Source organism: Rhodococcus sp. NPDC003348 (genome assembly GCF_053589375.1).
The window spans coordinates 97335-124128 of record NZ_JBSFRT010000005.1 but is presented as its reverse complement, the minus strand read 5'-3'; the positions used below and the strand labels follow the sequence as shown (position 1 = coordinate 124128).

General features: G+C 69.2%; 29 protein-coding genes and 2 tRNA genes. 13 read left to right on the top strand and 18 right to left on the bottom strand.

Going from position 1 to position 26794, the window contains the following annotated elements; translation table 11 throughout:
* Positions 1–149: 149 nt before the first annotated feature.
* On the bottom strand, positions 150–1721 hold the full coding sequence (locus ACWDU4_RS05145) for a S1C family serine protease (RefSeq protein ID WP_450112773.1): 1572 nt from the start codon (positions 1719–1721) through the stop codon (positions 150–152).
* 631 nt (positions 1722–2352) lie between these two features.
* Between ACWDU4_RS05145 and ACWDU4_RS05140 the strand changes: the two genes are divergently transcribed.
* Positions 2353–2676, top strand: a complete 324-nt coding sequence (locus ACWDU4_RS05140) for a hypothetical protein (RefSeq protein WP_450112772.1) — start codon at positions 2353–2355, stop codon at positions 2674–2676.
* Positions 2677–2743: 67 nt separating this feature from the next.
* Here ACWDU4_RS05140 and ACWDU4_RS05135 read toward each other — a convergent pair.
* Positions 2744–2817 (bottom strand) — tRNA-Ile (locus ACWDU4_RS05135).
* 92 nt (positions 2818–2909) lie between these two features.
* Positions 2910–3059: a hypothetical protein gene (locus tag ACWDU4_RS05130; protein ID WP_450112771.1), complete on the bottom strand. Its 150-nt coding sequence runs from the start codon at positions 3057–3059 to the stop codon at positions 2910–2912.
* A 972-nt stretch (positions 3060–4031) separates the two neighbouring features.
* Here ACWDU4_RS05130 and ACWDU4_RS05125 point away from each other — a divergent pair.
* Together ACWDU4_RS05125 and ACWDU4_RS05120 are read left to right on the top strand one after the other, a co-directional pair.
* The gene (locus ACWDU4_RS05125; RefSeq protein WP_450112770.1) at positions 4032–4439 is read left to right on the top strand and encodes a DUF5994 family protein; all 408 of its coding nucleotides are present in this window, start codon (positions 4032–4034) and stop codon (positions 4437–4439) included.
* 289 nt (positions 4440–4728) lie between these two features.
* Positions 4729–5082: a hypothetical protein gene (locus ACWDU4_RS05120; protein WP_450112769.1), complete on the top strand. Its 354-nt coding sequence runs from the start codon at positions 4729–4731 to the stop codon at positions 5080–5082.
* Between the two features lie 431 nt (positions 5083–5513).
* Here ACWDU4_RS05120 and ACWDU4_RS05115 read toward each other — a convergent pair.
* Positions 5514–5586 (bottom strand) — tRNA-Asn (locus ACWDU4_RS05115).
* A gap of 138 nt (positions 5587–5724) precedes the next feature.
* On the opposite strand from ACWDU4_RS05115, the gene ACWDU4_RS05110 reads away from it, so the two are divergent.
* A complete protein-coding gene (locus tag ACWDU4_RS05110; protein ID WP_450112768.1) occupies positions 5725–5964 on the top strand; it encodes a hypothetical protein in 240 nt (79 codons plus the stop codon).
* Between the two features lie 15 nt (positions 5965–5979).
* Here ACWDU4_RS05110 and dnaG read toward each other — a convergent pair whose 3' ends face one another.
* Positions 5980–7884 (bottom strand): DNA primase, encoded by a 1905-nt coding sequence (gene dnaG, locus ACWDU4_RS05105; RefSeq protein ID WP_450112767.1) that lies wholly within the window; start codon positions 7882–7884, stop codon positions 5980–5982.
* A gap of 61 nt (positions 7885–7945) precedes the next feature.
* Between dnaG and ACWDU4_RS05100 the strand changes: the two genes are divergently transcribed.
* Positions 7946–9133: a dipeptidase gene (locus tag ACWDU4_RS05100; protein WP_450112766.1), complete on the top strand. Its 1188-nt coding sequence runs from the start codon at positions 7946–7948 to the stop codon at positions 9131–9133.
* Positions 9134–9144: 11 nt separating this feature from the next.
* Here ACWDU4_RS05100 and ACWDU4_RS05095 read toward each other — a convergent pair whose 3' ends face one another.
* Positions 9145–10440 (bottom strand): deoxyguanosinetriphosphate triphosphohydrolase, encoded by a 1296-nt coding sequence (locus tag ACWDU4_RS05095; protein ID WP_450112765.1) that lies wholly within the window; start codon positions 10438–10440, stop codon positions 9145–9147.
* The gene (locus ACWDU4_RS05090) at positions 10437–11114 is read right to left on the bottom strand and encodes a YdcF family protein (protein ID WP_450112764.1); all 678 of its coding nucleotides are present in this window, start codon (positions 11112–11114) and stop codon (positions 10437–10439) included. Before ACWDU4_RS05090 ends, ACWDU4_RS05095 begins: the two co-directional genes overlap by 4 nt.
* Before the next feature lie 142 nt (positions 11115–11256).
* On the opposite strand from ACWDU4_RS05090, the gene ACWDU4_RS05085 reads away from it, so the two are divergent.
* Both ACWDU4_RS05085 and ACWDU4_RS05080 read left to right on the top strand, forming a co-directional pair.
* Complete coding sequence (locus ACWDU4_RS05085; RefSeq protein WP_450112763.1) at positions 11257–13278, top strand: TPM domain-containing protein; 2022 nt, start codon at positions 11257–11259, stop codon at positions 13276–13278.
* A 12-nt stretch (positions 13279–13290) separates the two neighbouring features.
* A complete protein-coding gene (locus tag ACWDU4_RS05080) occupies positions 13291–14031 on the top strand; it encodes an ABC transporter permease (RefSeq protein ID WP_450112762.1) in 741 nt (246 codons plus the stop codon).
* Between the two features lie 64 nt (positions 14032–14095).
* Here the strand turns inward: ACWDU4_RS05080 and ACWDU4_RS05075 are convergent, their stop codons facing one another.
* Positions 14096–15487 (bottom strand): glycine--tRNA ligase, encoded by a 1392-nt coding sequence (locus ACWDU4_RS05075; protein ID WP_450112761.1) that lies wholly within the window; start codon positions 15485–15487, stop codon positions 14096–14098.
* Positions 15488–15608: 121 nt separating this feature from the next.
* Here ACWDU4_RS05075 and ACWDU4_RS05070 point away from each other — a divergent pair, with 121 nt between their 5' ends.
* The 3 genes from ACWDU4_RS05070 to ACWDU4_RS05060 are packed head-to-tail and all read left to right on the top strand — an operon-like array spanning position 15609 to position 17248.
* Positions 15609–16040, top strand: coding sequence for an ArsR/SmtB family transcription factor (locus ACWDU4_RS05070; protein ID WP_450112760.1), 432 nt, complete (start codon positions 15609–15611; stop codon positions 16038–16040).
* A gap of 1 nt (position 16041) precedes the next feature.
* A complete protein-coding gene (locus ACWDU4_RS05065) occupies positions 16042–16458 on the top strand; it encodes a Fur family transcriptional regulator (protein ID WP_450112759.1) in 417 nt (138 codons plus the stop codon).
* Between the two features lie 55 nt (positions 16459–16513).
* On the top strand, positions 16514–17248 hold the full coding sequence (locus ACWDU4_RS05060) for a Clp protease N-terminal domain-containing protein (RefSeq protein ID WP_450112758.1): 735 nt from the start codon (positions 16514–16516) through the stop codon (positions 17246–17248).
* 111 nt (positions 17249–17359) lie between these two features.
* Here the strand turns inward: ACWDU4_RS05060 and ACWDU4_RS05055 are convergent, their stop codons facing one another.
* The 6 genes from ACWDU4_RS05055 to recO form a co-directional block, all read right to left on the bottom strand.
* Positions 17360–17563: a hypothetical protein gene (locus ACWDU4_RS05055; protein ID WP_450112757.1), complete on the bottom strand. Its 204-nt coding sequence runs from the start codon at positions 17561–17563 to the stop codon at positions 17360–17362.
* 31 nt (positions 17564–17594) lie between these two features.
* Entirely contained in the window at positions 17595–17816 is a 222-nt protein-coding gene (locus tag ACWDU4_RS05050; RefSeq protein WP_450112756.1) for a hypothetical protein, read from the bottom strand.
* A gap of 283 nt (positions 17817–18099) precedes the next feature.
* Positions 18100–18531 carry a hypothetical protein gene (locus ACWDU4_RS05045; protein WP_450112755.1) on the bottom strand — a complete coding sequence of 144 codons (432 nt, stop codon included), beginning with the start codon at positions 18529–18531 and terminating at the stop codon, positions 18100–18102.
* A gap of 172 nt (positions 18532–18703) precedes the next feature.
* On the bottom strand, positions 18704–19105 hold the full coding sequence (locus tag ACWDU4_RS05040) for a hypothetical protein (protein ID WP_450112754.1): 402 nt from the start codon (positions 19103–19105) through the stop codon (positions 18704–18706).
* Positions 19102–19914 carry an isoprenyl transferase gene (locus ACWDU4_RS05035; protein WP_450112753.1) on the bottom strand — a complete coding sequence of 271 codons (813 nt, stop codon included), beginning with the start codon at positions 19912–19914 and terminating at the stop codon, positions 19102–19104. Before ACWDU4_RS05035 ends, ACWDU4_RS05040 begins: the two co-directional genes overlap by 4 nt.
* Positions 19871–20680, bottom strand: a complete 810-nt coding sequence (gene recO, locus ACWDU4_RS05030; RefSeq protein WP_450112752.1) for a DNA repair protein RecO — start codon at positions 20678–20680, stop codon at positions 19871–19873. Before recO ends, ACWDU4_RS05035 begins: the two co-directional genes overlap by 44 nt.
* Before the next feature lie 136 nt (positions 20681–20816).
* Between recO and ACWDU4_RS05025 the strand changes: the two genes are divergently transcribed.
* Both ACWDU4_RS05025 and ACWDU4_RS05020 read left to right on the top strand, forming a co-directional pair.
* Positions 20817–22277 (top strand): amidase, encoded by a 1461-nt coding sequence (locus ACWDU4_RS05025; RefSeq protein WP_450112751.1) that lies wholly within the window; start codon positions 20817–20819, stop codon positions 22275–22277.
* A 1-nt stretch (position 22278) separates the two neighbouring features.
* Positions 22279–22836, top strand: a complete 558-nt coding sequence (locus tag ACWDU4_RS05020) for a TetR/AcrR family transcriptional regulator (RefSeq protein WP_450112750.1) — start codon at positions 22279–22281, stop codon at positions 22834–22836.
* A gap of 19 nt (positions 22837–22855) precedes the next feature.
* Here ACWDU4_RS05020 and ACWDU4_RS05015 read toward each other — a convergent pair whose 3' ends face one another.
* Positions 22856–23500 (bottom strand): dihydrofolate reductase family protein, encoded by a 645-nt coding sequence (locus tag ACWDU4_RS05015; protein WP_450112749.1) that lies wholly within the window; start codon positions 23498–23500, stop codon positions 22856–22858.
* A gap of 128 nt (positions 23501–23628) precedes the next feature.
* Here ACWDU4_RS05015 and ACWDU4_RS05010 point away from each other — a divergent pair, with 128 nt between their 5' ends.
* Complete coding sequence (locus tag ACWDU4_RS05010; RefSeq protein ID WP_450112748.1) at positions 23629–23925, top strand: putative quinol monooxygenase; 297 nt, start codon at positions 23629–23631, stop codon at positions 23923–23925.
* Between the two features lie 15 nt (positions 23926–23940).
* Here the strand turns inward: ACWDU4_RS05010 and era are convergent, their stop codons facing one another.
* The 3 genes from era to ybeY are packed head-to-tail and all read right to left on the bottom strand — an operon-like array spanning position 23941 to position 26738.
* Positions 23941–24858, bottom strand: coding sequence for a GTPase Era (gene era / locus ACWDU4_RS05005; protein WP_450112747.1), 918 nt, complete (start codon positions 24856–24858; stop codon positions 23941–23943).
* Complete coding sequence (locus ACWDU4_RS05000; RefSeq protein WP_450112746.1) at positions 24855–26189, bottom strand: hemolysin family protein; 1335 nt, start codon at positions 26187–26189, stop codon at positions 24855–24857. Before ACWDU4_RS05000 ends, era begins: the two co-directional genes overlap by 4 nt.
* A 6-nt stretch (positions 26190–26195) precedes the next feature.
* A complete protein-coding gene (gene ybeY, locus ACWDU4_RS04995; protein ID WP_450112745.1) occupies positions 26196–26738 on the bottom strand; it encodes an rRNA maturation RNase YbeY in 543 nt (180 codons plus the stop codon).
* Between the last annotated feature and the right edge of the window lie 56 nt (positions 26739–26794).

The following is a 26794-nucleotide window of genomic DNA, read 5'->3' as shown; positions in this document are numbered from 1 at the left end:
CCTACGCAGGTGTGCATTCACCGCAAGGACGGTCGGCGAACGCCCCGATCGCCGAATACGAGGCGGTACACGGCAGGTGACAGCCGGGGTGTCCGCTCCCCTCGAACGGACACCCCAACTGTCGGTCAGGGGCGGCGAACGGCCCGTGGTCAGAGATCGACGGTGAAGCTGTTCACCACCCGATCGGCGGCGGCGACGTCCGCCTCGCTGTTCGCCTGGACCGCCACCAGCGCGAGATAGCGGCCGCTGTCCGCCTGCGCCGCCACGAAGATGTACTTCGCCTTCTCCGGTCCGCAGTTCTCCCAGGCCTCGAAGCGGCCGGTGTGCAGGGCGTCGCTGTAGTCCATCCGTCCCCGGGACACGCAGCCGGCCGCCGGCAGGTCCTTGCCCGCCATGTTCAGCAGATCCTCCGGCGTGGAGTTCGCGACCGCCTCCTCGGACCCGAGCACCGTGGCGCCGACCGCCCCCCAGCCGTTCTTGTACTGGTCGAGATTCGAGCTGGCCTCCACCCCGAAGTAGGAGTTGCCCTTGTCGTCCACGAACTGTGTTCCGTCGACCTGGGACCACGACTCGGGCACCTGCACACTGACGACACCGGAATCGTCGGTCACCGTGGTGAACCCGGCGGCGGTCGCCTGAGCGGTCGGCGCCCCGGCGCCCCCGACCAGTCCGGAGCTGACCGTGGTGGTCGCCTCCAGCGGGTCGCCGTTGAACTGGCCGCGCAGGTAGGTGTCGGTGGCCGGCCGGTAGACCTCCACGGACAGGGTGGCGTCCTGGCCGTGGGTTTCGACGACGTTGCAGTACTCGGAGAGAGTTCCGTCGGCGCCGAGGGCGACGCCCTCCATATTGGTGAGGAGGTCGCCCGGTTCCACGCCGGCCTTGTCGGCGGACGATCCCGACGCCACCGAGTTGACCCAGATGCCCAGCCCCTCACCGTCATCGGAGGTCACGGCTTCCCCGTTGATGCCGAGACTGAGCACGTTCTTCCCGTCCCGGAGGTCGTCGACGATCCGGCGCACCTCGTCGCGATGGATCGCGAAGTTGGTGTCGTGCTGCTCGTCGCCCGCATAGTTGACGCCGACGAGGCGACCGTCCGGATCGACGAGTGGTCCACCGGAATTGCCGCTGCGGATCCGGGCGTCGTGCTCGATGACGTGCTCCAGCGACGCCCACGGTGTGTCGGCGGGGGTGTCCGCCTTCGACACGATGCCCTTCGTCATCGTGAATGTCGGATCTCCGAGCGGGTACCCCGCCGCGTACACCTCGTCTGCGGTGGCGACGTCGTCCTCACGAATCCCGATGTACGGCAGGTCGTTTCCGTCGATCTTCACGACGGCCAGGTCGAGGCACTCGGAGGATCCCTTGACCTGGGCGTTGAGCGTCTTGCTCTGGTCGCCGCCCCGCCACACCTTCAGCGTGCCCGCGCCGGTGACCACGTGGTTGTTCGTCAGCGCGTAGCCGTCCGAGGAGATCAGGAAGCCCGATCCGCGTCCGGCCGCCTCGTAGGCACCCTCCTGCGGGGAGACGAAGGTGCCGACCGCCTCGAGTTGGATGGTCGCGGACTGCAGGTCTTCGAACCCGACGCCACCGTCGGCGGCATCGGCGTCGCCCATCGAGAAGGAGAACGAGCAGGAGGACAGCAGCAGCGCGCCGGCCACGAGCCCGGCCGAGGCGCCGACACGCGCTCGGCGTGGGAGTCGGCGGTGGGAAATGTGTTTCATGGTGCTCCTGTGGAGAAAGCGCGGGCGGCGCGGGAAGGTCAGGTGAGCTCGCCCGCGGCGGTGACGCAGGGGTGTCGGTCAGCCTGCCGGGACCGGGTGTCCCGAGGACAGAGTCAGCAGTCCTGATGTTGCGGGAACCATCTCGGCCCACGGGCCGGGACCGGCTCCACGCCGGACGTTGCGGCGGCTGAATTCGTCACCGGCTCAGCGTTCGCGATCCGGCACGGTGGGGCCATCCCAGGTTTCTGGGGAGTTCCCCGGCCGGGAATCTGGGGGGGGTGAGGCGCGGCCGACAGTCGACCCCCTGCGGGCACGGTATCGCGGCGACGACGAGCCGCGGGGCCACTTCGGGCAACGAGGCGGCCGGTCGCGACACCGACATCGCACGCGTCGGCCCTCCGGTTCGAGGCAGCAGTGCGTCCGTCGCCTGCCGTGCGGGAAGCAGGCCACGCGCACGGCAAAGGCAGGTATGTCACCAGGTATTTCCACGCATGCCCCCAGGCGCCGCGCGACCGAAGATGTGCTCTGCCGCACATGTTCAAGCTGGTAGGTGAAGCTCCCGGCATCGCTCGCCGTCCAGTCGGACCGCGCGGACCCTTTGCATCAGCTCCAAAGGAAGGTGCCCGCACCGATGAAGAATCATCTGCTCACCTGCAACGACTATGTCACCGCAGTATTCTCCCGCGACTTCGTTACAGAGGGATTCGTGGACGACACCGTCGAGCGCATCCACCGGGGTGAGATCGGCGACTGGATTCACGCCCTGGCTCGGTCGGGTCTGTTCCCCAACTATGTCGTGGCCTATGCCGCGCACGCCTGGCGTCACAACCCGCGTTGCCTGCTGGACGCTCTGCTCGGGGATGCCGACGAAGTGACCGTCAAACGCTACGACGCCGCCTGGGAAGCACTGAACCGAACTGCGCAATTCCGCTCGACCGCCGCCGCCAACGAGTAGTCGTTCACTCACGCGTTCGTACGGTCCCGCTGCAGATCGATCCATCCGGACGTTGCAATCACTTGCGTGGGGCGGGCGGGGCTCGAACCCGCGACCAATGGATTATGAGTCCACGGCTCTAACCGACTGAGCTACCGCCCCATCCGCCCGCTTGCGGGCGCACCGAATGCTACCGGTGCACCCCCGACGGACCCGCAGCGGGCGGATGTCCAGGTGAGGTGTCGCCCCGTCGACTACGCCATCGCCATCACGAGCAGGACGGCCGATGCGACGACCGCGACCGCGGTGAGCATCGCCAGCACGAACCGCGCCCGCGCCACCCGCTCGTCGGCATCGCGCGGTGCCAGCAGATGTGTGTTGGACAGAGTTCGCGAATTCTGCATCTTCTTCCTCGCCCTTCGTCGACAATGCGAGCGTTCCACCCTCGACACGGCGACAACAGGGGCGAAGGTCCCTGATCGCTCCCGAGGCCGGCATGAGTTGAGTCACGTCCGGCCCCGGGGCGACGCCGCGGACGACGAAGGTCCCCGACCTGCGTACACAGGTCGGGGACCTTTGCCGTTTCCCGTACGCCGCACGGAAACGAAAAAACCCCTCCACATGCGCGAAGCAGATGGAGGGGTTTTCGCGGCTCCCCCGGCTGGACTCGAACCAGCAACCGTTCGATCAGCAGTCCGGCCCGGCAGGCCCATGGAAGCCGGTGGAGAACGACGACCAGCCAGAACAGATCGGTCGGTGCGCCACGACCCGTCACCACCGAAGACGCGCTCGCCTTCGGCTACTACGATCCCAGCGAGGGACAGTCAACCGAGGACGTCAAGTTCGTCAATACGGGATCTGTTCCCCCGCCGGACCAGCTGCTCCCCCCACCGATTGTTCTGCGGCCGCGGCCCATGCGCGAGGGAAGCGTCGTGGCCGTTGATTCAATGCTATTGAAGGACAACGGAATGCGTCGTCAGACTGCATTTCGGGAGTGATCGAGTGAGCTCACCCATACGGTGACACGCGACGCCATCCTCCCCTGACGTCAGGTGGCGCCAACCCGGCCGGTCGCGCCTGTCTTGGCGGCCGGCCTGGGTCACGTCACCAACCCGTTTCGCCCACTGGTCCCGCAGGGGATCTGCCCCGCTGCACGGCGGCCGTCGCACGATCGCACCACACTCGCGGCAGTGGCCGGCGAGGCGCTCATCCGGACCGCACGAGAGGAATGCCTGTACGCTCGTGTGTGTCGGTCGCCCTACGAACTGGAATTGACATATCTCCGGTCTGCGCCGATTGGAACATCACCGGCCGATTCGCGGCCCCAAGGAGAGTCGCAATGACTCGACCGCACATCCCCTCGCATTTCGACATGGGTGCACACGCGCCAACGCCGGGAAACCGGCGACCGTTCGTACACCCGACACGGACGCCCCGGTTGCTGCTCACCCAAACGATCGGATCATCCCGCTCCGGTCGATGGAGTCTGGTGCCCATGGACGACGAACCTGAAAAGCGAACTCCACGACCTGGCCACCGCGCTCACACTGCGAATCGGACCGATCTCGCGCATCACGTTCGACTGGAACGCAGTGAGTTCCAATCAACACCGAGTCGATGATGCAGACGACATCCAGGTGACAGGCCCGCTACCTGACCAACCCGCGAATGTCATGTACGTATTCGGAGAGAACGGAAACCGAATGGTCCTTGTGGTGATCGCCGCCGGCATGACCGCGGAACACGGCTATGACCCGATGCGCGACATCATTCGGAACCAGTAGGTCAGCCACCGAACGAGCGCGGCAGTGACGGGTGCCGAGGGGTGCCACGCGCCACCGGTCGCGCCGATGAGGACACAACCCGGGCCGAGCAGGTGGCGTTTGTGCATGGATTCGGCGCCGGTTCAGAGTAGCCGGCTCCCCGCAGCCCGGAAACGTGTGGGTAACAGCTTTCCTGGCTGTTTCGCAGGCTCGAATTTCACACTCACTCACGAGCCGACGAGATGCTCGACGCGGGCGTGGCGCTGCCGTCGCCCATGCCGCGATCAGACCGACCCAAAGGATCCCGGAGATGATGTCCGAACTCACGATCGCGGTGGCCCGACTCAACTATCGGATACTCCGCATTCAGCTGGAGCTCATCGAGCAGCTCGGCGTCCGCCGCATTCACGCCACGGCCCCGGCGAGACTGACATACGAGCGCATCCTCATCAACTGGGACCGCACCGCATCGCGCGTACTCCACGACGAATCGTCCGCTCGCCGAGCCCGCGCACTACACCTCAAAACAGCCCCAGCGCGCATCAGTGTCGCACTCGAACGACGACGAAACGATCAGCGACTGGAAGCACAGACTGAGGTCGAGACAGAGTTCATGCGGCGGCGACGCGAAGCGCTCCGCCACCAGCGTCACGCCGGAGCCTGAATCAAGCCGGAAGCGCAAATCGATACGCGGCGGCGAGGGAAGCGTCAAACCGCACCGGTTTGTCCGGCCAATGGTCCCTGGCCACCCCGGGCGTCAACTACTCGCGCCGCACCACCACTTGCACGCCCTGCGCGGTAGATTTCGCTCGAGTCGATTCCAGCGACTCGAGTGCGATTTCATGATGCTCGTCACACCCGCGGCCCGCTGATGCACCTGCAAGGGGGATCCGATCGCAGTGATCTCAGCGTGGCTCGGCCACGCGGATTCGTCCTTCGCCCTGAGGACGCGCGCACCCCCCGGGCTGATGCCTTGGCCGTGGCTGCGGCGAGTTTGGGATCGGTTGTGACAATCCGCGACAGGGACGCCGCGAGCTCTTGAAACGGAAAAAGCCCCCCACCCACGCTTCCGCAGGTGAAGGGCTCTCCTGGTTGCTCCCCCGGCTGGACTCGAACCAGCAACCGTCCGATTAACAGTCGGAAGCTCTGCCAATTGAGCTACAGGGGATTACCTTCGGCAGCCGGTGTTTCTCTCTTGGCTGCGGAACAGACTTTAACCCATAGACCCACCCTGGTACCAAATCGCCTGCCCGTGGGCCGGTCAGGCACACTTGGTCAGGCCGTTCGACAGGAGGGAAAGCAGTTCATGATGCGCTTGTTGATCGGGGTCGCGGCGGGATACGTGCTCGGCACGAAGGCCGGCCGCGCCCGCTACGAACAGATCACCCGGACCACGAAGGCGATCATCGAGAGCCCGGCGACGAAGAAGGCGATCGAGGTGGGCAGGCAGAAGCTCTCCGACAGCCTGAACCCGCAGCCGAAGCTCGAGCCTCTCAAGCCGATCGACGAGAACACGCAGATCTACGTGCCCCGCGACCGCCTGTAGGGCGGACCGCGGGCCTCAGAGGTCCTCGGCGTTGTCGCCGACGGCCTGCTCGAGGAGGCTGCGGCGGTACTGCTCGAGCGCGACGAGGTCGCCGAACAGCGACATGTACTCGTCCGGCCGGTCGGCCTGGGACATGCGCTGCAGGCGCGACTTGAGGTCGGCGACCTGCTGACCCACCCAGACCTCCTGCAGGCGCGCGAGGACGCGCGGCACGTAGTCGGGAACGTCAGAGGCCCGGATCGGTTCGACGGCCAGTTCCGTGACCAACGACTGCAACGGATCGGCGAGCTTGGCGACCGCATCCATCCACTCGGCGCCGCCGAGACCTGCGGCGGTGCCGCCCGCGTCGGCCATCGCCTGCCGCACGAGCGCGTACGCCGGGTGGGTGAAGGTCTCCGGCGGCAGCGAGTCGAACACGGACCCGGCGATCTCCGGGTGCTGCAGCGCGGCCTTGAGGGCGTCACGCTGCGGCCACAGCGTCGGGTCGCGGGGGTTGGGGCGCGGCGGCCCGGCGGGCGCCGCCGGCGCCTGCGGTTCCTCCCGGAACCTCTTCTCCGGCTCCGCCTTCCCGCGGTGGGACGCGGCACGACGGGACTCGTCCCGGACCCGCCGCACCACCGCGGAGATGTCGTCCCAGCCGATCCAGCCGGCGAGCTGGCGCGCGTAGTCCTCCCGCAGAGCCGTGTCCTTGATCCGCGCCACCACGGGCACCGTCCGCCGCAGCGCCTGCACCCGACCCTCGGCGGTCTCCAGATCATGTTCGGCCAGTAGCGATTTCACGACGAACCGGAACATCGGGACGCGGCGGGCGACGAGGTCGCGGACCGCGGCGTCACCGGACGCCTGCCGCAGCTCGCACGGATCCATCCCGTCCGGTGCGACGGCCACGAAGGACTGTCCGGCCAACTTCTGGTCGCCCTCGAACGCCTTCATCGCCGCGGCCTGCCCGGCCGCGTCCCCGTCGAATGTGTAGATCACCTCGCCGCGGAAGTAGCTGTCGTCCATCAGGAGGCGACGCAGCATCGCCAGGTGGTCGTCACCGAACGCGGTGCCGCACGCCGCGACCGCGGTCGTGACCCCCGCCAGGTGCATCGCCATCACGTCGGTGTAGCCCTCGACGACGACCGCCTGGTGGCCCTTGGCGATGTCCCGTTTGGCAAGGTCGAGGCCGAACAGCACCTGGGACTTCTTGTACAGCATGGTTTCCGGGGTGTTGATGTACTTGCCCGGCATGGTGTCGTCGTCGAACAGCTTGCGGGCACCGAACCCGATCACGTCGCCGCCCAGGTTGCGGATCGGCCACACGAGGCGGCGCCGGAACCGGTCGATCGGGGTGCCCCGCTTGCCCGGCGTGGCCAGGCCGGCGTCGATGATCTCCTTGGCCTCGAAGCCCTGCGTCAGCAGGTGCTTGGTCAGGGTGTCCCAGCCGTCGGGGGCGTAGCCGCAACCGAACGTCAGCGCCGCCTGACCGTCGAAGTTGCGTTCGGTCAGGTAGTCGCGCGCGGTCTGGGCGTCCGGTTCCCGCAGCCGGGCGGCATAGAACTGCTGCGCGGCCGCGTTCGCCGCGACGAGCCGGGCCCGGGTGCCGCGGTCACGCTGGACGGACGGCCCGCCGCCCTCGTAGGAGATGGTGTAGTTGATCCGGTCCGCGAGCTGTTCGACCGCCTCGACGAACGAGATGTGCTCGATCTTCTGCAGGAACGAGTAGACATCGCCGCCCTCGCCGCAGCCGAAGCAGTGGAAGGTGCCGTGGTTGGGGCGGGCGTGGAACGAGGGGGACTTCTCGTCGTGGAACGGGCACAGGCCCTTCATCGAGTCGCCGCCGCTGTTCTTCAGCGCGACGTACTCCCCCACGATGTCCTCGATGCGGGTGCGTTCCCGAATGGCCGCGATGTCTCGTTCAGGAATTCGGCCGGCCACGAGCACAGTCTAGGTGCACGTTCCGGGAACCCCGCACGGTGGACGACCTAGGATTCGCGCCATGTCGCCTTCCTCACGCCGGTGGGTGCGCCGCACCGCCATCGGCGTCGCCGTCCTCGTCCCCGTCGCCGCGGTCGCGTTCTTCGCGCTCGCGCCCGGAATCGTCGAGCGAGCGCAGAACAAGACCATCGACACGGCACTGCCGGAGATCGCCCCGCAAACCCGCGAACTGCACGACAGCCTGCAGATCGTGGACATGCACTCGGACACCCTGATGTGGGACCGCGACCTGCTCGAGCGGTCCTCCCGCGGCCACATGGACCTGCCGCGCCTGCAGGACGGCAACGTGGCCCTGCAGGTGTTCTCGTCGGTGTCGAAGTCGCCGAAGGGGCAGAACTACGACTCGAACACCGGCGAGACCGACAACATCACCCTGCTGACCATCGCTCAGCTGCAGCCGCCGCGCACGTGGGGGTCGCTGCTGGAACGCTCGCTGTACCACGCGGAGAAGCTGGAGACGGCGGCCGCGGACTCCGACGGGCGGCTGCGGGTCGTGCGCACCCGAGACGACCTCGAGGCGCTGCTCGCGGATCGGGCGGCAGGCCTGGACGTGACCGGCGCGCTGTTCTCGGTCGAGGGCCTGCAGAACCTCGAGGGGCGAATCGAGAACTTCGACCGGCTCTACGACGCGGGCATGCGGATGGCCGGCTTCACTCACTTCTTCGACAACGAGGTCGCAGGCTCGATGCACGGGGTGGACAAGGACGGGTTGACCGACTTCGGACGGCAGGTGTTCGAGCAGATGGAGCAGCGCGGGGTGATCGTCGACATCGCGCACGCGAGCCACCCGGCGATCGCGGAGATGCTGACGAGGGCGACGAAGCCGGTCGTAGCCAGCCACGGTGGCGTCCAGGCCACCTGCGACGTCAACCGCAACCTGACCGACGACGAGATCCGCGGGGTGGCGGCGACCGGCGGCGTCGTCGGCATCGGCTACTGGGACGCCGCGGTGTGCGAGCTGACCCCCGCCGCGGTGGTCGACGCGATCGAGCACGTGATCGCCGTCGGCGGCCTGCAGACCGCCGCGCTGGGCAGTGACTACGACGGTTCCACCACGGTCGCCTGGGACACCGGCGAGATCGCGGTGATCACCCAGGAACTGCGCGATCGCGGGCACAGCGACGACGACATCCGCGCGATCATGGGCGGCAACACGTTGCGGGTGATGGCACAGACGCTGCCCGGTTAGTCGCCTCGCGCCTAACCCCAGGCCGCCTGCGCGCCGAGGCTCTGCTTGTCGACGCGTTCGAGACGGCTCTCGGTGTAGGAGGCGATCTGGTCGACGATCACCCGGGTGCGGGCGCCGTCGTCACCGGCCCGCTCCCACGCCGGCAGCAGGATCGGGTCCAGACAGCTCGGCGCGGTCTGCGTCAGCCACTGCGCGACGCGGTGGATGCGGTCCCGCTGCCGGTCCTGCCGGGTGCGGTGCCCCGCGTCGGACATCACGTACCGCAGCGCGACGGTCTTGAGCAGTGCCACCTCCGCCGCCACGACCGGCGGGATCTCCAGGTCGGCGGCGTACCGGGACAGCGGATCGTCGCCGGCGACCTGCCGGGTCGCGGTGACCGCTGCGGTCGCGAACCGGCCGACCAGCTCGCTGGTGAGGTTCTTCAGCGCCACCGACGAGCCGAGGGTGCCGTCGTAGCGTCCGACCTCGACGACCACCGGCAGCACCGACAGCCGGCTCGCGGCCTCGACCAGGTCGTCGGCCACGAGCCCTCGGAACTCGGCGGCACCCATCTCGGCGAGCGCACGGCGTTCGGCGGGGTCGGCGAGCGCGCGCAGGTCGATCCGGCCGGCGATCACCCCGTCCTCGACGTCGTGCACGGAATACGCGACGTCGTCGGCCCAGTCCATCACCTGCGCCTCGAGGCACCGCCGGATGCCGGGAACGCCGTCCCGCACCCGTGTTGCAGGGTCGCCTTCGCGCACCCAGGCGAGGATCTCGGCGTCGTCGTCGTACGCCCCGAACTTCGCGCCCGGCTCCGGACGGGTCCACGGGTACTTGATCGCGGCGTCGAGGGCGGCGCGGGTCAGGTTCAACCCGACACTGACACCGTCCGGTCCGAGGACCTTCGGTTCCAGACTGGTGAGAATCCTCAGGTTCTGCGCGTTGCCCTCGAAACCGCCGCAGTCGGCGGCCACCTCGTCGAGGGCCTTCTCCCCGTTGTGTCCGTACGGGGGGTGCCCGATGTCGTGGGCGAGGCCCGCCAGGTCCACCAGGTCCGGATCGCAGCCGAGGCCGTCGGCGATGCCCCGGCCGATCTGCGCCACCTCGATCGAGTGCGTCAGCCGGGTGCGCGGGGTGTCACCGTCCCGCGGCCCCACCACCTGCGTCTTGTCCGCCAGCCGGCGCAGCGCGGCGCTGTGCTGCACCCGCGCCCGGTCGCGGGAGAAGTCGCTGCGCGAGGACGAGGTGCCCGGCAGCCCGGCCGTCTTCGGCGCCTCGGCGACACGCCGGTCGAGGTCGTGCTCGGTGTACGCGGACACGGTCACTGCACCGCCGTGTACGGGAAGTCGGCGGAGAAGTGGGTCAGCTGGTACCACAGCAATGCACCTGTCTCCCTGGCGATTCCGTGCAACTGCGACTCCCGGGTGAACACGGCGGGCCCCTGCCGGGTCGGCGCCGTCCACGCCTCGAGGCCGGCGTCCCGGGCCATCGTACGGGTGCGCAACGAATGCCACGGGTCGCTGACCAGGACCGCGGACGTCATCGAGTGCTCCCCCATCACCCGGCTGACGCCCTCGATGCTGCGGAGCGTGTCCGACCCTTCCTCGACCGCGATGATCCGGTCCTCCGGAACGCCCCGGGAGATCAGGTAGTTCTTGCCGGACGCCGCCTCGGTGTACAGGTCACCGACCTGCTTACCGCCGACCGTCACCACCGTCGGCGCGACGCCGCGCTCGAACAGCTTCACGGCCTGCTCGAGCCGGGCCTCGAACACCGACGACGGGGTCCCCGAGTACTGGGCCGCGCCGAGCACCACGATCGCGTCCGCGGACCGGGTGTCGTTGATCCGCGCCACCTGCCACACCCGCACCGCGGTCCCCCCGACCAACAGCAGTCCGATCAGGAGGGCCCCGACCACCGCACGCCGCAGCCACCGGGCCACGGTGCCGGTGAACCCGAGACGCTCGTCGTCGTGGGGGCGTGCTGCTGCGTAACTCACTCCACAAGTCTGCCAGCCTACGGGCGCGACACCGGCCACCGCCGCCCCGGCGGCGCCGCGGCAGGTCGGTGACGAAGGACATGCGGTGACAGCACCGTTCGATGTCACCGCTATCGACGCCGCAACCGATAGATTCGTGATCATGTCACTCGCACACCCCGTCGTTGCCGGTCGACGCAGGGGCGCGGTCGCCGCGGCCTTCGCCTTCGTGGCCACCCTGATCGCCCTGCTCGGTCTGCCCGCCACCGCCGCAGCGGACGCCCCGTCGCGGCTGCCCTCCCAGATCACCGATCCGAACGGGGTGCTCGACGGGTCCGAACGCGCCGACGTCCAGGCCGCGCTGGACAGCCTGTTCGACGAGCACCAGGTGCAGCTGTGGGTGGTGTACGTCGACTCGTTCGACGGCGTGGACGCCGACGCGTGGGCCGGCCGCACGGAGCAGCTGAGCAGCCTCGGCAACGGGACCGCCCTGCTGGCCGTCGCGACCGGGGACCGCGCGTACTCGTTCAGTGTCCCGTCCGGGATCTCCGGAGTGTCCGCGTCCGAGGTCGAGGACATCGAACGGAACGCGATCGTGCCGGCGCTGCGCCAGGAGGACTGGGCAGGCGCCGCGGTGTCCGCGGCCGGCGGGCTGTCCGACGCGATGTCGTCGACCGGATCCGGTTCCGGCGTCAAGTATCTGGTGATCGGCGGCGCGGTCGTCGTGGTCGCGGGTGGCGCGGTGCTCTACACCCGCCGCCGCAAGAGCACGGCGGGACGCGGCAGGTCCGGCAACGCCGAGATCGACTGGACCGACCCGGCCGCGGTGGCGACGCTGCCGATCGCCGCCCTCGACGCCCGCGCCAAGGAGGTCCTCGTCGAGACCGACAACGCGATCCGCACCAGCGAGGAGGAACTGAACCTCGCCCGCGGCGAGTTCGGTGATGCCGCGACCGCCCCGTTCACCGCCGCATACGAGAGCGCCAAGTCGACTCTCGCGTCGGCGTTCACGATCCGGCAGCGGCTCGACGACGACATCCCGGAGACCCCGGACCAGCAGCGCGACATGCTCGTCGAGCTGATCGCCACCTGCAGCCGCGCCGACCGCGAGCTCAACGACCGGGTGACCGAGTTCGACGGCATGCGGGACCTGCTGATCGACGCGCCGGCCCGGCTCGACGCGCTCACCCAGCGGACGGTCGAGATGACGGTCCGGATCCCCGATTCGGAGAAGACCCTGGTCTCGTTGCGCAGCGAGTTCCCCGCTCCCGCACTGGCCTCGGTGGACGGCAACATCGCGCTGGCGCGTGAGCAACTGGCGTACGCCGACCAGAACATCACCGCGGGCCGGGAGGCCGCGAGCAGGCCCGCGGGCAAGCAGGGCCCGGCGGTCGTCGCGATCCGGGCCGCCGAGGGTGCTCTCGACCAGGTCCGGGAACTGCTCGACGGCATCGACCACGCCGCGGAGAACATCCGAACCGCGATGGCGACGCTGCCCGCCGCGATCGAGGACGCCCGCAAGGACATCACCGACGCCGACGCCCTCGCCACGCACGGCGGCGCGGACCTGGCCGCCGCGAAGGCCGCCGCACAGGCGGCTCTCGAGAAGGCGGAGGCCACTCGCGACAGCGACCCGCTCGGTGCGTTCACCGAACTCGCCAAGGCCGACGCCGCGCTCGACGAGGTGATCGCCACCGCGACCGAGGCCAAGGCCACCGCCGAACGGACGGCGCAACGTCTGACGCAGGACATCACCGCTGCGCAGGCCCAGATCACCGCGGCCACCGACTTCATCGCCACGCGGCGCGGCGCGGTCGGCGCAGAGGCCCGCACCCGCCTGTCCGAGGCGCAGCGACACCTCGACGGCGCGCGGCAGCTCGCCCAGTCCGATCCGTCGCAGGCCCTGCAGCACGCGAAGGCCGCAGGCGACCTCAGCGGCCGGGCCCTTCGACTGGCCCAGTCGGACGTGCAGCAGTGGGAGGCCAGCCGGCGGCCGCAGCAACAGCAGTCGAGCATGAACGGAGCGATCCTCGGCGGCATCCTGATCGACTCGATGATGCGCGGCGGCATGAGCGGCGGCTGGGGCAACCGCGGCGGCGGCTACCGGAGCGGCGGCGGCCGGGGGCCCGGATCGTTCGGCGGCCCCAGCAGTTCCGGCCGGATCAGCCGCAGCGGACGGTTCTAGGGACCGATGGGCATGAGTGCGGCCCTCGCTCACCCGGGGATCGCGCTCGCGCTGCTGTGCGCGGCGATGGCGCTCGCCGCGGCCGTGGTGTACCGGGTCGCCGGGCTCGACCGTCCGTGGTCGGTGCCTGCGGCCGCGGCCCGCGGCGCCGCCCAGTTGGCCGCGGTCTCGCTGGTGTTGGCGGCGGCGCTACGACATCTGTGGTCGGCGGCGGCGGTGCTGGTCGTGATGTTCGTTGCGGCCTCGGTCACCGCCGCCCGCCGATCGCGGTCCGGCCGATCCGGGATGTGGCTGACCGCGGCACTGGCGACGGGCATGGCGGCGGTCCTGCCCCCGATGCTGCTCAGCGGTGTGGTGCCGTTGGAGGGTGTCGCGCTGATCCCGATCGGCGGCATCGTCCTCGGTAACGCGATGACGTCCACCTCACTGGCCGCCAAACGCGCACTCGACGCGATCGGACAGCGGCGAGGCGAGGTGGAGGCGGCGCTCAGTCTCGGCCTGAGCGAACGGGATTCGCGGATGCTGGTGGTCCACGACAGCGCCGCGGACGCCCTGTTGCCGGGGCTCGATCAGACCCGCACGGTCGGGCTGGTGACGCTGCCGGGCGCCTTCGTGGGTGTCCTGCTCGCGAGCGGATCCGCGGTGCAGGCGGGGGCCGTGCAGATCCTGGTGCTCGTCGGAGTCCTGCTGGCGCAGACCTGCGCGGTCTCGGTGACGATGGAACTCGTCGCCCGCGGGGTGGTCAGGCGCTGACGCACCTGTGCGCGCTTTCGGTGGCTCCCGCCACCCGAAAAGCGCGCACAGGTGCCGGAGGCGCTTACGCGCCGATCAAGCGCTGCGCGAGGTAGCCCTCGACCTTGTCGAGGGAGACCCGCTCCTGCTCCATGGTGTCGCGCTCACGCACGGTGACGGCGTGGTCGTCGAGGGTGTCGAAGTCGACCGTGATGCAGAACGGGGTGCCGATCTCGTCCTGGCGGCGGTAGCGGCGGCCGATCGCGCCGGCGTCGTCGAACTCGACGTTCCAGTTCTTGCGCAGCGTCGCCGCGAGATCCTTGGCCTTCGGGCTCAGTGCCTCGTTGCGGCTCAGCGGCAGCACCGCCGCCTTGACCGGCGCGAGCCGGCGGTCGAGGCGGAGCACGGTGCGCTTGTCGACGCCGCCCTTCGCGTTCGGCGCCTCGTCCTCCTGGTAGGCGTCGACGAGGAAGGCCATCAGCGATCGGGTCAGGCCGGCAGCCGGCTCGATCACGTACGGCGTGTAGCGCTCACCGGTGGCCTGGTCGAAGTACTTCAGGTCCTGGCCCGAGGACTCCTCGTGGACGCGGAGGTCGTAGTCGGTGCGGTTCGCGACACCCTCGAGTTCGCCCCACTCGCTGCCCTGGAACTCGAAGCGGTACTCGATGTCGACGGTGCGCTTGGAGTAGTGCGACAGCTTGGCCTCAGGGTGCTCGTAGAGACGCAGGTTGTCCGGGTTGATGCCGAGGTCGGTGTACCAGGCGAGGCGGGTGTCGATCCAGTACTGGTGCCACTCCTCGTCCTCACCGGGCTTGACGAAGAACTCCATCTCCATCTGCTCGAACTCGCGGGTGCGGAAGATGAAGTTGCCGGGGGTGATCTCGTTGCGGAAGCTCTTGCCGATCTGGCCGATGCCGAACGGCGGCTTCTTGCGGGAGGTGGTGAGCACGTTCGCGAAGTTGACGAAGATGCCCTGCGCGGTCTCCGGGCGGAGGTAGTGCAGGCCCTCCTCGGACTCGACCGGGCCGAGGTAGGTCTTGAGCATCATGTTGAAGTCGCGGGGCTCGGTCCACTGACCGACGGTGCCGCAGTCGGGGCACACGAGGACGTCCATCGCGACGTCGTCGGGGTTGTCGAGACCCTTCTTCTCGGCGTACGCCTCCTGCAGGTGGTCCTGCCGGTGCCGCTTGTGGCAGTTCAGGCATTCGACGAGCGGGTCGTTGAAGACGCCGACGTGGCCGGACGCGACCCACACCTGGCGGGGCAGGATGACCGAGGAGTCCAGGCCGACGACGTCGTCGCGGCTGGTGACCATCGACCGCCACCACTGCTTCTTGATGTTCTCCTTGAGCTCGACGCCGAGCGGCCCGTAATCCCAGGCGGACCGGGTGCCACCGTAGATCTCGCCACAGGGGAAGACGAGACCTCGACGCTTGGCGAGGTTGGCGACGGTTTCGACCTTGGACTTGGGTGCCACTGGGGAAGCTCTCCATCTGGGTAATAGATGCTGTGTGGATAGGGACGTGCGTTCCCAGCCTATCGGCAGGCGCGAGCACACCCCAATTCACCGTTTGACATGCATACTCGTGCATATCAAAATGGATACGGTTTGCAATAAGGTCATCGTGAGCCCGAGCACGACACCCCGGACATCCACCGCGAAGGAGTACGCCGAAGTGAGCATCACCGACGCCGACGGTCTGCACAGCCCCGGCGCCGAAGCCGCTCCCCCCGCACAACTGCCGGGTCGCGAGACCATGGACGCCGCGGGCGACCTCCTGCGAGCCCTGGCCGCGCCGGTGCGGATCGCGATCGTCCTGCAACTCCACGAGGCTCCGCGGTGCGTGCACGAACTCGTCGACGCACTGGCGGTCACACAGCCGCTGATCAGCCAGCACCTGCGAGTCCTCAAGTCCGCGGGCGTGGTTCGCGGCGACCGCTCCGGGCGCGAGGTGGTCTACCGCCTCGTCGACGACCATCTCGCCCACATCGTGATCGACGCCGTCGCCCACGCCGAGGAAGGACACTGACGTGACCGACAAGCCCCGCATCCCGGTGGTGGTCGGCGTGCGCGCGACCAAGCAGCGCAGCGCGATCTCGGCGCTCCTGGACGAGATCGACGAGTTCCGGTCCGCCCAGGATCTGCACGACGAGTTACGCAAGCGCGGCGAGGGCATCGGCCTGACCACCGTGTACCGCACCCTGCAGACCCTCGCCGAGGCCGGCACCGTCGACATGCTCCGCACCGACACCGGGGAGTCGGTGTACCGCCGCTGCTCGTCGGGCCACCACCATCACCTGGTGTGCCGGTCGTGCGGGTTCACCGTCGAGGTCGACGGTCCGGAGGTCGAGCGGTGGTCACAGTCGATCGCGGAGGCCAACGGGTTCACCGACGCCAGTCACACCGTGGAGATCTTCGGCACCTGCCGCACCTGCGCCACCGCGTGACGACTCTCGTCAACCAATGGTTGACGATTTGCCATCGTCAACTTAGAGTTGACGCATGTCGGAACCCACACAACTCACCCCCAAGATCCGGCTCGACGACCTGATCGACGCGATCAAGAAGGTCCACGCCGATCCGCTCGAACAGCTCTCCGATGCGGTGCTCGCCGCCGACCACCTCGGCGATGTCGCCGACCACCTGATCGGCCACTTCGTCGACCAGGCCCGCCGCACCGGCGCCTCCTGGACCGACATCGGCCGCAGTATGGGCGTCAGCAAGCAGGCCGTGCAGAAGCGGTTCACCCCGAAGGATCCCGGCACGGCCGCCGACCTCGATCCGAACCAGGGCTTCAACCGGTTCACCCCGCGGGCACGCAACGTCGTCGCCGCGGCGCACAACGAGGCCAAGGCCGCCGGCTCAGTCGAGGTCACGCCCGCTCATCTGACCCTCGGCCTGCTCGCCGAACCCGAGTCGCTGGCCCTGCTGCTCCTCGGCAGGCAGTCCGTGACCGTGGACGCCGTCCGCGAGGGCGTCACCGCCACCCTGCCCGCGCCTGCCGACGAGACACCCGAACTGATCCCCTACGACACCGCCGCACGCAAAGCACTGGAACTGACCTTCCGTCACGCACTTCGACTGGGCCACAACTACATCGGCACCGAGCACGTTCTCCTCGCACTGCTCGAGGTCGAGGACGGCAACGGTCCGCTGTCGGGCCTGGGCGTCGACCGCGACCGACTCGAGGCGGACCTCACCGCTGCCCTCGCCGCACTCACACCGAAGGAGTCCTGAGCGGACGCCAACGGATCGGTCGGAACATCCGCCGCATCACCGCCTGCGCGCGGTCGGTGTACGGCGGGTAGGCGAACCTCGGGCCGGACTGCCCGACCACCGGCAGCGGGGTCAGCGGTAGGTGTCGCCGGTGATTGCGGAGATGACGTCGAGCAGGTGCACCACCACGAACCCGAACAGGCCGAGGCCCAGCAGCGCGAGTGACACGAAGGCAATCCAGGCGAGTGCACGCACCGCACCGGCGACCTCCACCCTGCCACCGAGGATCCGAAGGTACAGGACGCCGAGGTCTATCAGCCGAACCAGAAGGATCATCGACGGATCTCCGCTCGCAACCGACCATGCCTCACGTCATGCACACATTCGAGAAGGTGAGCACCGGCCAGCACACGACGGAACCGAGGAACGAGATCACGACGTCGAGTCCGTGCATGTCCCGCAGGTGATCGGTGTGCGTGAGCGTCCACACGACGCCCATGACGAAGTACGGGATGCCCACCAAGATCAGGACTCCGAGGAACTCGGAGACCTTCATCTCGTAGTGCAGGATTCGGTCGAGCGCATTCATCAGGCGACGCCCCCTCGTGATCGCTGTCGACAGGTCTGCGGCCGGACCGGATCGCAACCCCCTCGGGCACGTATGTTAACAGCGATTCGCATCTGCGCAACCAATGGATCCCCGCAAATCCGTTCGCACCGAATGACTCCCGAGTACGCATTCCTCACCCAGGCGCAGGAGTCCGACACCTCCCTCGCAGGAATGACCCTGCGCGGAGCCGTCACATGTCGGACATCGCGCACCTTTGACGCGCGCCCGCCTCGTCACGACGACGAGACGGGCACGTCGGCTCTCACATCCACATCCTCATGCGGGTTGGGTGATATGGCCCAGCTGGCTCAGGAGCGACAACTGGTCGCAGAAGATCCGGCAGGAGACGACCTTGCCATCCGATCCGAATCGCATTACCTCGCAGTACGATACGGTCCGTCGTCCGGCCGGTCGGCGGGAGGTCGCCCAGGGGACCGTCGTTGCGACCCCTTCCCTGGAACATGCACACCGAGAAGTCGGGCCCGTCCAGGTACTGCGCCTCCTCGATCCGGGAATCGGAGAACCCGGTCAGCCACCCCTGCAGCCACCCCTTGAACTCACCCAGGGTGTGCATTGCCAGGCCGCGTGGCACGTCCTCATAGGTGAACTTCGCATCGAGGTAGTCGTCCATTGCGTCGAAGTCGCGGCCGAGGAACAAGCCGTGCAGCTTCTGATGAATATCGCCGTTTCCCATGATGTTGTGTCACCTGATGCGCGGGCAACATCCCGCAGGGTCGAACGGAGGATCTCGACATTTCGCCTCACGCCCATGTCCCCAGTCTGTGCCGGCCCGATGCACGACCGGTACCCCCAAATCCTGGGGGTACCGGCGCGGGAGCCGGCCCGGGGGGGTCGGGCGACCTCCGCTACGGCAGCAGGCCCTGCCTGCTGTCATCCACCCCGGAAAGCACCAGCAGGAGCATCGTGGTCAACGCCTCGTCGGTCAGTCCGGCGGCCGGGAAGGTGTACCGGAGGATGACATCGGCGAACCGGCCGCGGGTGATCACGGAGACGAGTCCGAACTGCAGCGCCGCGTTCTTGTCGGCGACCCTGCGGTGCAGTGTGGTGCTGACCGGCCGGTCCCAGGCCAGCACCGCCGTCAGCGCCAGCACCTCCAGTCCCGGAGCCAGGGCCACCGCCCGCAGCGAACACAGCGCCCCGGCGTACTCGAATCCCAGTGAGCCGTCGTCGGTTTCGGTGACAGTCACGAAATGCGCGAGAGTGTCGCGGGCGCGGCCCTGCAGCACCTGTGCGGTGTCCTCGCTCACTGCTCCTTCACCCCACCGAACCTCCGGTCGCGGGAGGCGTACTCCACGCACGCCGCCCACAGGTCACGTCGGTCGAAGTCGGGGAACAGCTTCTCCTGGAACACCATTTCCGCGTAGGCGGACTGCCAGATGAGGAAGTTCGAGGTGCGCTGCTCGCCGGACGGCCGCAGAAACAGGTCGACGTCGGGCATCTCCGGCTCGTCCAGGAACCGCGCGACGGTCGCCTCGGTGACCTTCTCCGGGTTGATCTCACCCGCCGCGACCCGACGCGCGATCTCCCGTGCCGCGTCAGCGATCTCGGCACGGCCGCCGTAGTTGACGCACATGGTGAGCGTCATCACGTCGTTGTCCTTGGTCAACTCCTCGGCGATCTCGAGTTCCTTGATCACCGACGCCCACAGCCGCGGTCGCCGTCCCGCCCACCGCACTCGCACACCCATCTCGTGCATCTCGTCGCGGCGTCGCCGGATCACGTCCCGGTTGAAGCCCATCAGGAACTTGACCTCGTCGGGACTGCGTTTCCAGTTCTCGGTGGAGAACGCGTACGCGGAGAGCCACTTGACGCCCATCTCGATGCAGCCCTCGACGGTGTCCATCAGCACCGCCTCGCCGCGTTCGTGGCCGGCGGTGCGGGGCAGGCCCCGCTCCTGCGCCCAGCGCCCGTTGCCGTCCATCACCAGCGCCACGTGCCGTGGGATCAGTTCCGGCTGGATGATCGGGGCCCGGGCACCGGACGGGTGCGGGCTGGGGGGCCGGATCTCCCGGTCAGGCGAGGCTTGCGGTGCGCGTCGTCGGATCACGCCCTTCATCCTGCCCGACCGCCTCGTCGACGGCGGCATGCGGCCGGGACCGCTCGATCAACGGCAGCGTCCGCAACTGCCGTTCCAGGTGCCACTGCAGGTGGGCGGCCACCAGCCCGGACGCCTGCGAGCGCAGCGCCGGGGAGACGGTCTCGGTGTACGCCCATTCGCCGCGGTCGAGGGCGCTCATCAGGTCAAGCACGCCGGGTGACGGGGTGGCCGCACCGGGCGGGCGGCAGTGCACGCACACCGCTCCGCCGGCCGCGACGTGGAAGGCGCGGTGCGGTCCGGGAGCGGCGCAGCGGGCGCACTCGTCGAGTGCCGGCGCCCAGCCGGCGAAGCCCATCGCCCGCAACAGGAAGGCGTCGAGGATCAGCTCCGGCGGACGGATCTGGTCGCTGACCGCCCGCAACGCGCCGACGGTCAGCCGGTGCAGCCGCGGCGCCGGGGCCCGTTCCTCCCCGGACAGCCGCTCGGCCGTCTCGAGGATCGCGCACGCGGTGGTGTAGCGGCCGTAGTCGTCGACGATGTCGGTGGCGAATGCGTCGAGGGTCTGCACCTGGGTCACCACGTCGAGGCTGCGGCCGGGGTAGAGCTGGACGTCGACGTGCGCGAACGGTTCGAGCCGGGCGCCGAACTTCGACTTCGTCCGGCGCACGCCCTTGGCCACCGCCCGCACCAGGCCGTGCTGGCGGGTGAGCAGGGTGACGATGCGGTCCGCCTCGCCCAGCTTGTGCTGGCGCAGCACCACCGCATGATCCCGGTACAACCTCACCGGACCAGTCTCCCACGGGGCACCGACCTGGTTCGCACCCCTCGCCGTGAGTCCTCTTGGCCCGTATATGGGCCGAAAGGAGTCACAGGCGGCGCGGCCGCTGCTACCGTTCGTTCGAACGAACAGGGGGCTGGACATGAGCGTTGACACCGGTCAACAGGGGGCACCGCGGGCGGGCGCGGTCGGGAACGAGGGGTCCGACCGCGCCTGGCCGTCGCTCGAGGAGTGCGCGCGGTCACTGGCCGCCGGCGAGACCACCGCGGTCGCGATGGTCACGCGCAGCCTGGACGCGATCGCCGCCGCCCAGCCCACCCTGAACGCGTTCAAGGTCGTGCGCCGCACCGCCGCGCTCGCTGAGGCCGCCGACGCCGATCGCCGTCTCGCCGCAGGTGAGCGACTCCCCCTGCTTGGCGTCCCGATCGCCGTCAAGGACGACGTCGACGTCACCGGCGAACCCACCGCGTTCGGCTGCGCGGGCGACTTCCCCGCCAAGACCGCCGACTCCGAGGTGGTGCGCCGCCTGCGCGCCGCCGGCGCGGTGATCGTCGGCAAGACCCACAGCCCCGAGTTCGGCCAGTGGCCCTTCACCGGTGGCAGCTTCGGCCACACCCGCAACCCGTGGGCCCGCGGCCGCACCCCGGGAGGCTCGTCGGGCGGCAGCGCCGCCGCGGTCGCGGCGGGACTCGTGCCCGCCGCGCTGGGCTCGGACGGCGCCGGCTCGGTGCGGATCCCGGCGTCGTGGACCAACCTGGTCGGCATCAAGCCGCAGCGCGGACGGATCTCCACCTGGCCGGATCCCGAGGCGTTTCACGGCATCACCGTGATCGGCCCGCTCGCCCGCACGGTCGCCGACGCGGCGCTGCTCCTCGATCTCGTCGCCGGACCGCACGACGGCGACCTGCACACGCCACGACCGGTCACCGTCCGTGAGGCCGCCGACCACGACCCCGGACCGCTGCGAATCGCGCTGTCGCTGAAGCGGCCGTTCACCGCGACCCCGACCGCGCTGCACCCGGAGATGCTCGGCGCTGTCGGCGCCGTGGCACACACCCTGCGCCGGCTCGGGCACCAGGTGGTCCTCGCCGACCCGGACTACGGAATCACTTTGGGCGCCAACTTCCTTCCCCGGTCGATGGCCGGGCTGGAGCTGTGGCGACGGCGCGCACCCGACCCGTCGCTGCTCGACCCGCGCACCCTCGCGAACGCCCGCAACGGACGCCTGCTCGGCGGCCTGCCGCTGCGCGCCGCTCGCGCCGCCGAGCCGCGGATCCGGCGGCGGATCGGCGCGATCTTCTCCGAGTTCGACGTGATCCTCGCCCCGACCACCGCGACCCCGCCGCCCCCGGTCCACGCGATCGACCACACCGGACACTTCGAGACCGACAAGGTGATCACCGCCGCGTGCCCGTACACCTGGCCGTGGAACGTGCTCGGCTGGCCGTCCGTGAACGTCCCCGCCGGGTTCACCGGCGACGGGCTGCCGCGGGGCGTGCAGCTGATGGGTCACGCCTCCACCGAGCCGATGCTGGTGGCGCTGGCGGCGCAGCTCGAACGCGAACTGCGTTGGGACACGGTGCGTCCCGACCGGTGGTGGTGAGATGACGACGCAGGCGGCCCCGGCCCGGGACCGGATCCTCGAAGCGGTGCTGCACGTGATCGGCACGGACGGCGTCGCGGCGGTGACCAACCGGCGGATCGCCGCGCAGGCCGGCGTGTCGCTCGGCTCGATCACCTACCACTTCCCCACCCGGACGGACATGCTGCGCGACGCGCTGCTCGGTTTCGTCACCGACGAGACCTCCCGGCTGACGAACCTCGCGGAGAGCTATCGGGACCGGGGACTGAGCGTCGTCGACGCCGCGTCGCTGACCGAACAGGTGGTTCGCGACCTCGGCTGGTCGGCCGAGCGTCTCGCTCCGTTCGAGCTGTACATCCAGGCCGGCCGCGACCCGTCGCTGCAGGATGCCGCCGACGAGTGCTTCGCCGCCTACGACGCCCTGACCGTCACCATCCTCGAGGCCCTCGGGGTGCCGGATGCCGCCGCGGTCGCCCCGACCCTGGTCGCGACAATCGCGGGTCTGCAGCTGCGCCGCGTCGCGACCGGCGTGCCGCAGGACATCTCCGTCGCGATCCTGCGGCTGCTCGCCGGCCGCTGACCGCGGCGCCGGGGCGGCTTCAGTCGTCCGGCCCGGCACCACGGTCGGCTGCGGTCATGTCGCCCGTCGGCGGCGTGCCCTCGGCGAGCCCGTAGCGCAGGTACACCGTGCCCTTCGGACCGGCCACCGGCGGCGCGAGAAGCGTGAGGTTGGTCGGCACCGCGCCACCGTCGAACACCTTCTTCCCGACGCCGAGCACGATCGGATGCACCCAGAGGTCGAGGCGGTCGAAGAGCTTCTCGCGCAGGAGGGTCTGGACCAGGTTCAGGCTTCCGACGACCTTCACGTGTTCGTGCCGGTCCCGGACCTCACGCACCGCGGTCACCAGATCCGCGCCGAGCTGCGTGGACCCCGCCCACGAGAGGTCGGGCCTGCCGCGGGATGCCACGTACTTCGGGACCCGGTTGAAGAGCGTCGCGATCTCGTTGTCCTCGCCGCCCTCCTGATCAGGCCAGTAGGCGGCGAAGATGTCGTAGGTTCGTCGGCCGAGCAGGAGGGCGTCGGTGCCCTCGTACGCGGCACCGACCTGCGCCCCGGCGACCTCGTCCAGCAGGGGCGCCTGCCAGCCGCCGAAAGGGAACCCGACCGGGTCCTCCTCGGGGCCGCCGGGTGCCTGCCCGACGAGGTCGAGGGTTGCGAACAGCTCGATGTGGATGAGGCCCATGCCGTCCTCCAGGTGAGGTGGTTGTCTTCCTTGGAAGGTAGACCTCCGGGCGTCGGCGGACAGGCACCTTCCCAAGGTCACCCGACGGTGTGATGCTGGTCTTGGTCGACTGAACCGAGGAGGTTCCCATGACCACCAAGGCACTGCTGGTCCGGCTCGAAGCCAGGGCAGGCAAGGAGGATGCGGTCGAGGAGTTCCTACGGTCGGCGCTGCCGCTCGTCGAGAGCGAGCCCGACACAACGGCCTGGTTCGCGGTGCGCTTCGGACCGTCGTCGTTCGGCATCATCGATGCGTTCCCGGACGAGGCCGCCCGGGCGGCACATCTGGGTGGGGCCGTCGCGAAGGCCCTCGGCGAGCGGGCCGACGAACTGTTCTCCTCGCCGCCGGAGATCAGCAATCTCGACGTACTCGCCGACAAACTCTGAGCGGCGAGGAGTCGGTCAGAAACCGAGGCGGCCCAGCTGCTTCGGGTCGCGCTGCCAGTCCTTGGCCACCTTGACGTGCAGTTCCAGGTAGACCTTGGTACCGAGCAGCCGCTCGATCTGGGTGCGGGCCTTGGTGCCGACGTCGCGCAGCCGGGCACCGCCCTTGCCGATGACGATGCCCTTCTGGCTGGGGCGTTCGACGTACAGCAGCGCGTGCACGTCGAGCAGTTCGCCCTGCTTCTCAGTGCGCCCCTCGCGTTCGACGATCTCCTCGATGACGACGGCCAGCGAGTGCGGCAGCTCGTCGCCGAGTCCCTCGAGCGCGGCCTCGCGGATCAGCTCGGCCATCAGGGTTTCCTCGGGCTCGTCGGTGAGCTCGCCGTCCGGGTAGAACGCCGGCCCCTCCTCCATGTGCGAGGCGAGCACGTCGACCAGCACCTCGACCTGCTCCCCCGACGAGGCGGACACCGGCACCACGTCGGTGTCCGGTCCGAGGAGCTTGGAGACGGCCATCAGCTGCTGCGCGAGCTGGTCCTTGCTCACCTTGTCGATCTTGGTGACGATGCCGATCAACTTGGTGCGCGGCGCGACCTGCCGGACCTGGTCGAGGATCCAGCGGTCGCCGGGACCGATCTTCTCGTCCGCCGGGATGCACAGGCCGATCGCGTCGACCTCCGAATAGGTGTCGCGCACAAGGTCGTTCAGCCGCTGCCCGAGCAGGGTGCGCGGGCGGTGCAGGCCGGGGGTGTCGACGAGGATCAGCTGCGCGTGGTCGCGGTGCACGATGCCGCGGATGGTGTGCCGGGTGGTCTGCGGCCGCGACGAGGTGATGGCGATCTTGCTGCCGACCAGCGCGTTGGTCAGCGTCGACTTGCCGGTGTTCGGGCGGCCGACGAAACAGACGAAGCCGGAACGGAATTCGGTGGTGGTCATGCGTGCTCCTGGGTGTCGGTATCGGCGTCGTCGGGTTCCGGTGCGCGCCAGGCGAGAACGGTGGTGATCCGGACGCGGCCGCGCATGTCGCTGCCGCCCTCGGCTCGCAGCACGAGGCGCTCGGCGGTGTCCGAGTCGTCGCCGGCGGCGACCACGACCTCGGAGCCGGGCAGCGGCACGCGGCCGAGTTGGTAGCCGACCAGGCCGCCGACGGTGTCGACCTCGTCGCTGTCGATCTCGAGGTCGAACAGTTCGCCCAGGTCCTCGAGCGGCAGCCGCGCCGAGACGCGGTAGCGGCCGTCCTCGAGGTCCTCGACGGGCGGGATCTCGTCGGTGTCGTACTCGTCGGCGATCTCGCCGACGATCTCCTCGATCACGTCCTCGATGGTGACCAGTCCGGCGATGCCGCCGTACTCGTCGACGAGCAGCGCCATGTGGTTGCGGTCGCGCTGCATCTCCGCGAGGAGGCTGTCGAGGGGTTTCGAGTCGGGCACGAAAACGGCCGGCCGCATCACCTCGGCGACGGTGACGCCGCGGCCGCCGTCGGTGGAGTGGTACGTCTTCTGCACCAGGTCCTTCAGGTACACCACGCCGAGGACGTCGTCGGCGTTCTCGCCGATCACCGGGATTCGCGAGTGTCCGCTGCGCACGGCGAGCGAAGTGGCCTGCCCGGCCGACTTGTCGGCCTCGATCCACACCATCTCCGGTCGCGGCACCATCACCTCACGGGCCGGGGTGTCGCCGAGTTCGAAGACGGACTGGATCATCCGGCGTTCCTCGTCGGCGACGACGCCGCGCTCCTGCGCCAGGTCGACCAGCTCACGCAGTTCGATCTCGGACGCGAACGGTCCGTTGCGGAATCCCTTGCCGGGGGTGAGCGCGTTGCCGATGACGATGAGCAGCCGACTGATCGGGGTGAGCAGGACACCGAGCCACTGCAACGGCAGCGCGGCGGCGAGCGCGATCGAATAGGCGTGCTGACGGCCGACGGTGCGCGGCCCGACACCGATCACGACGTAGTTGACCAGCACCATCACCACTGCGGTGACCGCAAGCGCCCAGCCACGCGTGAGCAGTTCGAGCAGACCCGCCGCGAGCAGCACCGTCGCACTGATCTCCGCGGCGATGCGCAGCAGCACCATCAGGTTGACGTAGCGGGGCCGGTCCTCGACGACCGCAAGCAGCCGCTGGGCGCCCGGGCGTTCGTCCTTGGCCATCTCCAGCGCGCGGGCAGGCGAGACGGTGTTCAGCGCGGAGTCGAGGGCGGCGAACAACCCACCGAGGAGAACGAGGACGACAGCGAACAGGATCAGTACGACGGCACCGGTCACCGGTGATCACTCATCGGTCGGCCCGACGAAGCCGGTCTTGCCGAGCAGCCGGCTGTCGCGGGCGGCCAGTTCGGCCTCGCGCTGCTGCCGGTCCAGGTCCTCGTACCACTCGGCGAGCAGGCTGTTCTGCAGCGCGAACATCTCCTTCTCCTCCTCCGGCTCGGCATGGTCGTAGCCGAGCAGGTGCAGGACGCCGTGCACGGTGAGCAGCGCCAGCTCGTGCGCGGTGGAGTGGCCGGCCTTCGCGGCCTGGTCCGCGGCGAACGCCGGGCACAACACGATGTCGCCGAGCATCGCCGGACCCGGCTCGGGCGCGTCGGGCCGCCCACCGGGTTCGAGCTCGTCCATCGGGAACGACATCACGTCGGTCGGACCGGGCAGGTCCATCCAGCGCATGTGCAGGTCCGCCATGGTGTCCAGGTCCACGAGCACCATCGACAGCTCGGCCGCCGGGTGCACGTCCATGCGGGAGATCACGAACCGGGCGACGCTGACCAGCTCCGCCTCGGACACGTCCATCCCGGACTCGTTGGATACCTCGATGCTCATCTGTGCCGTTCTCCTCGGGCCGCGTTGACGTCGGTGCGGGGGCTCAATTTCGGTTC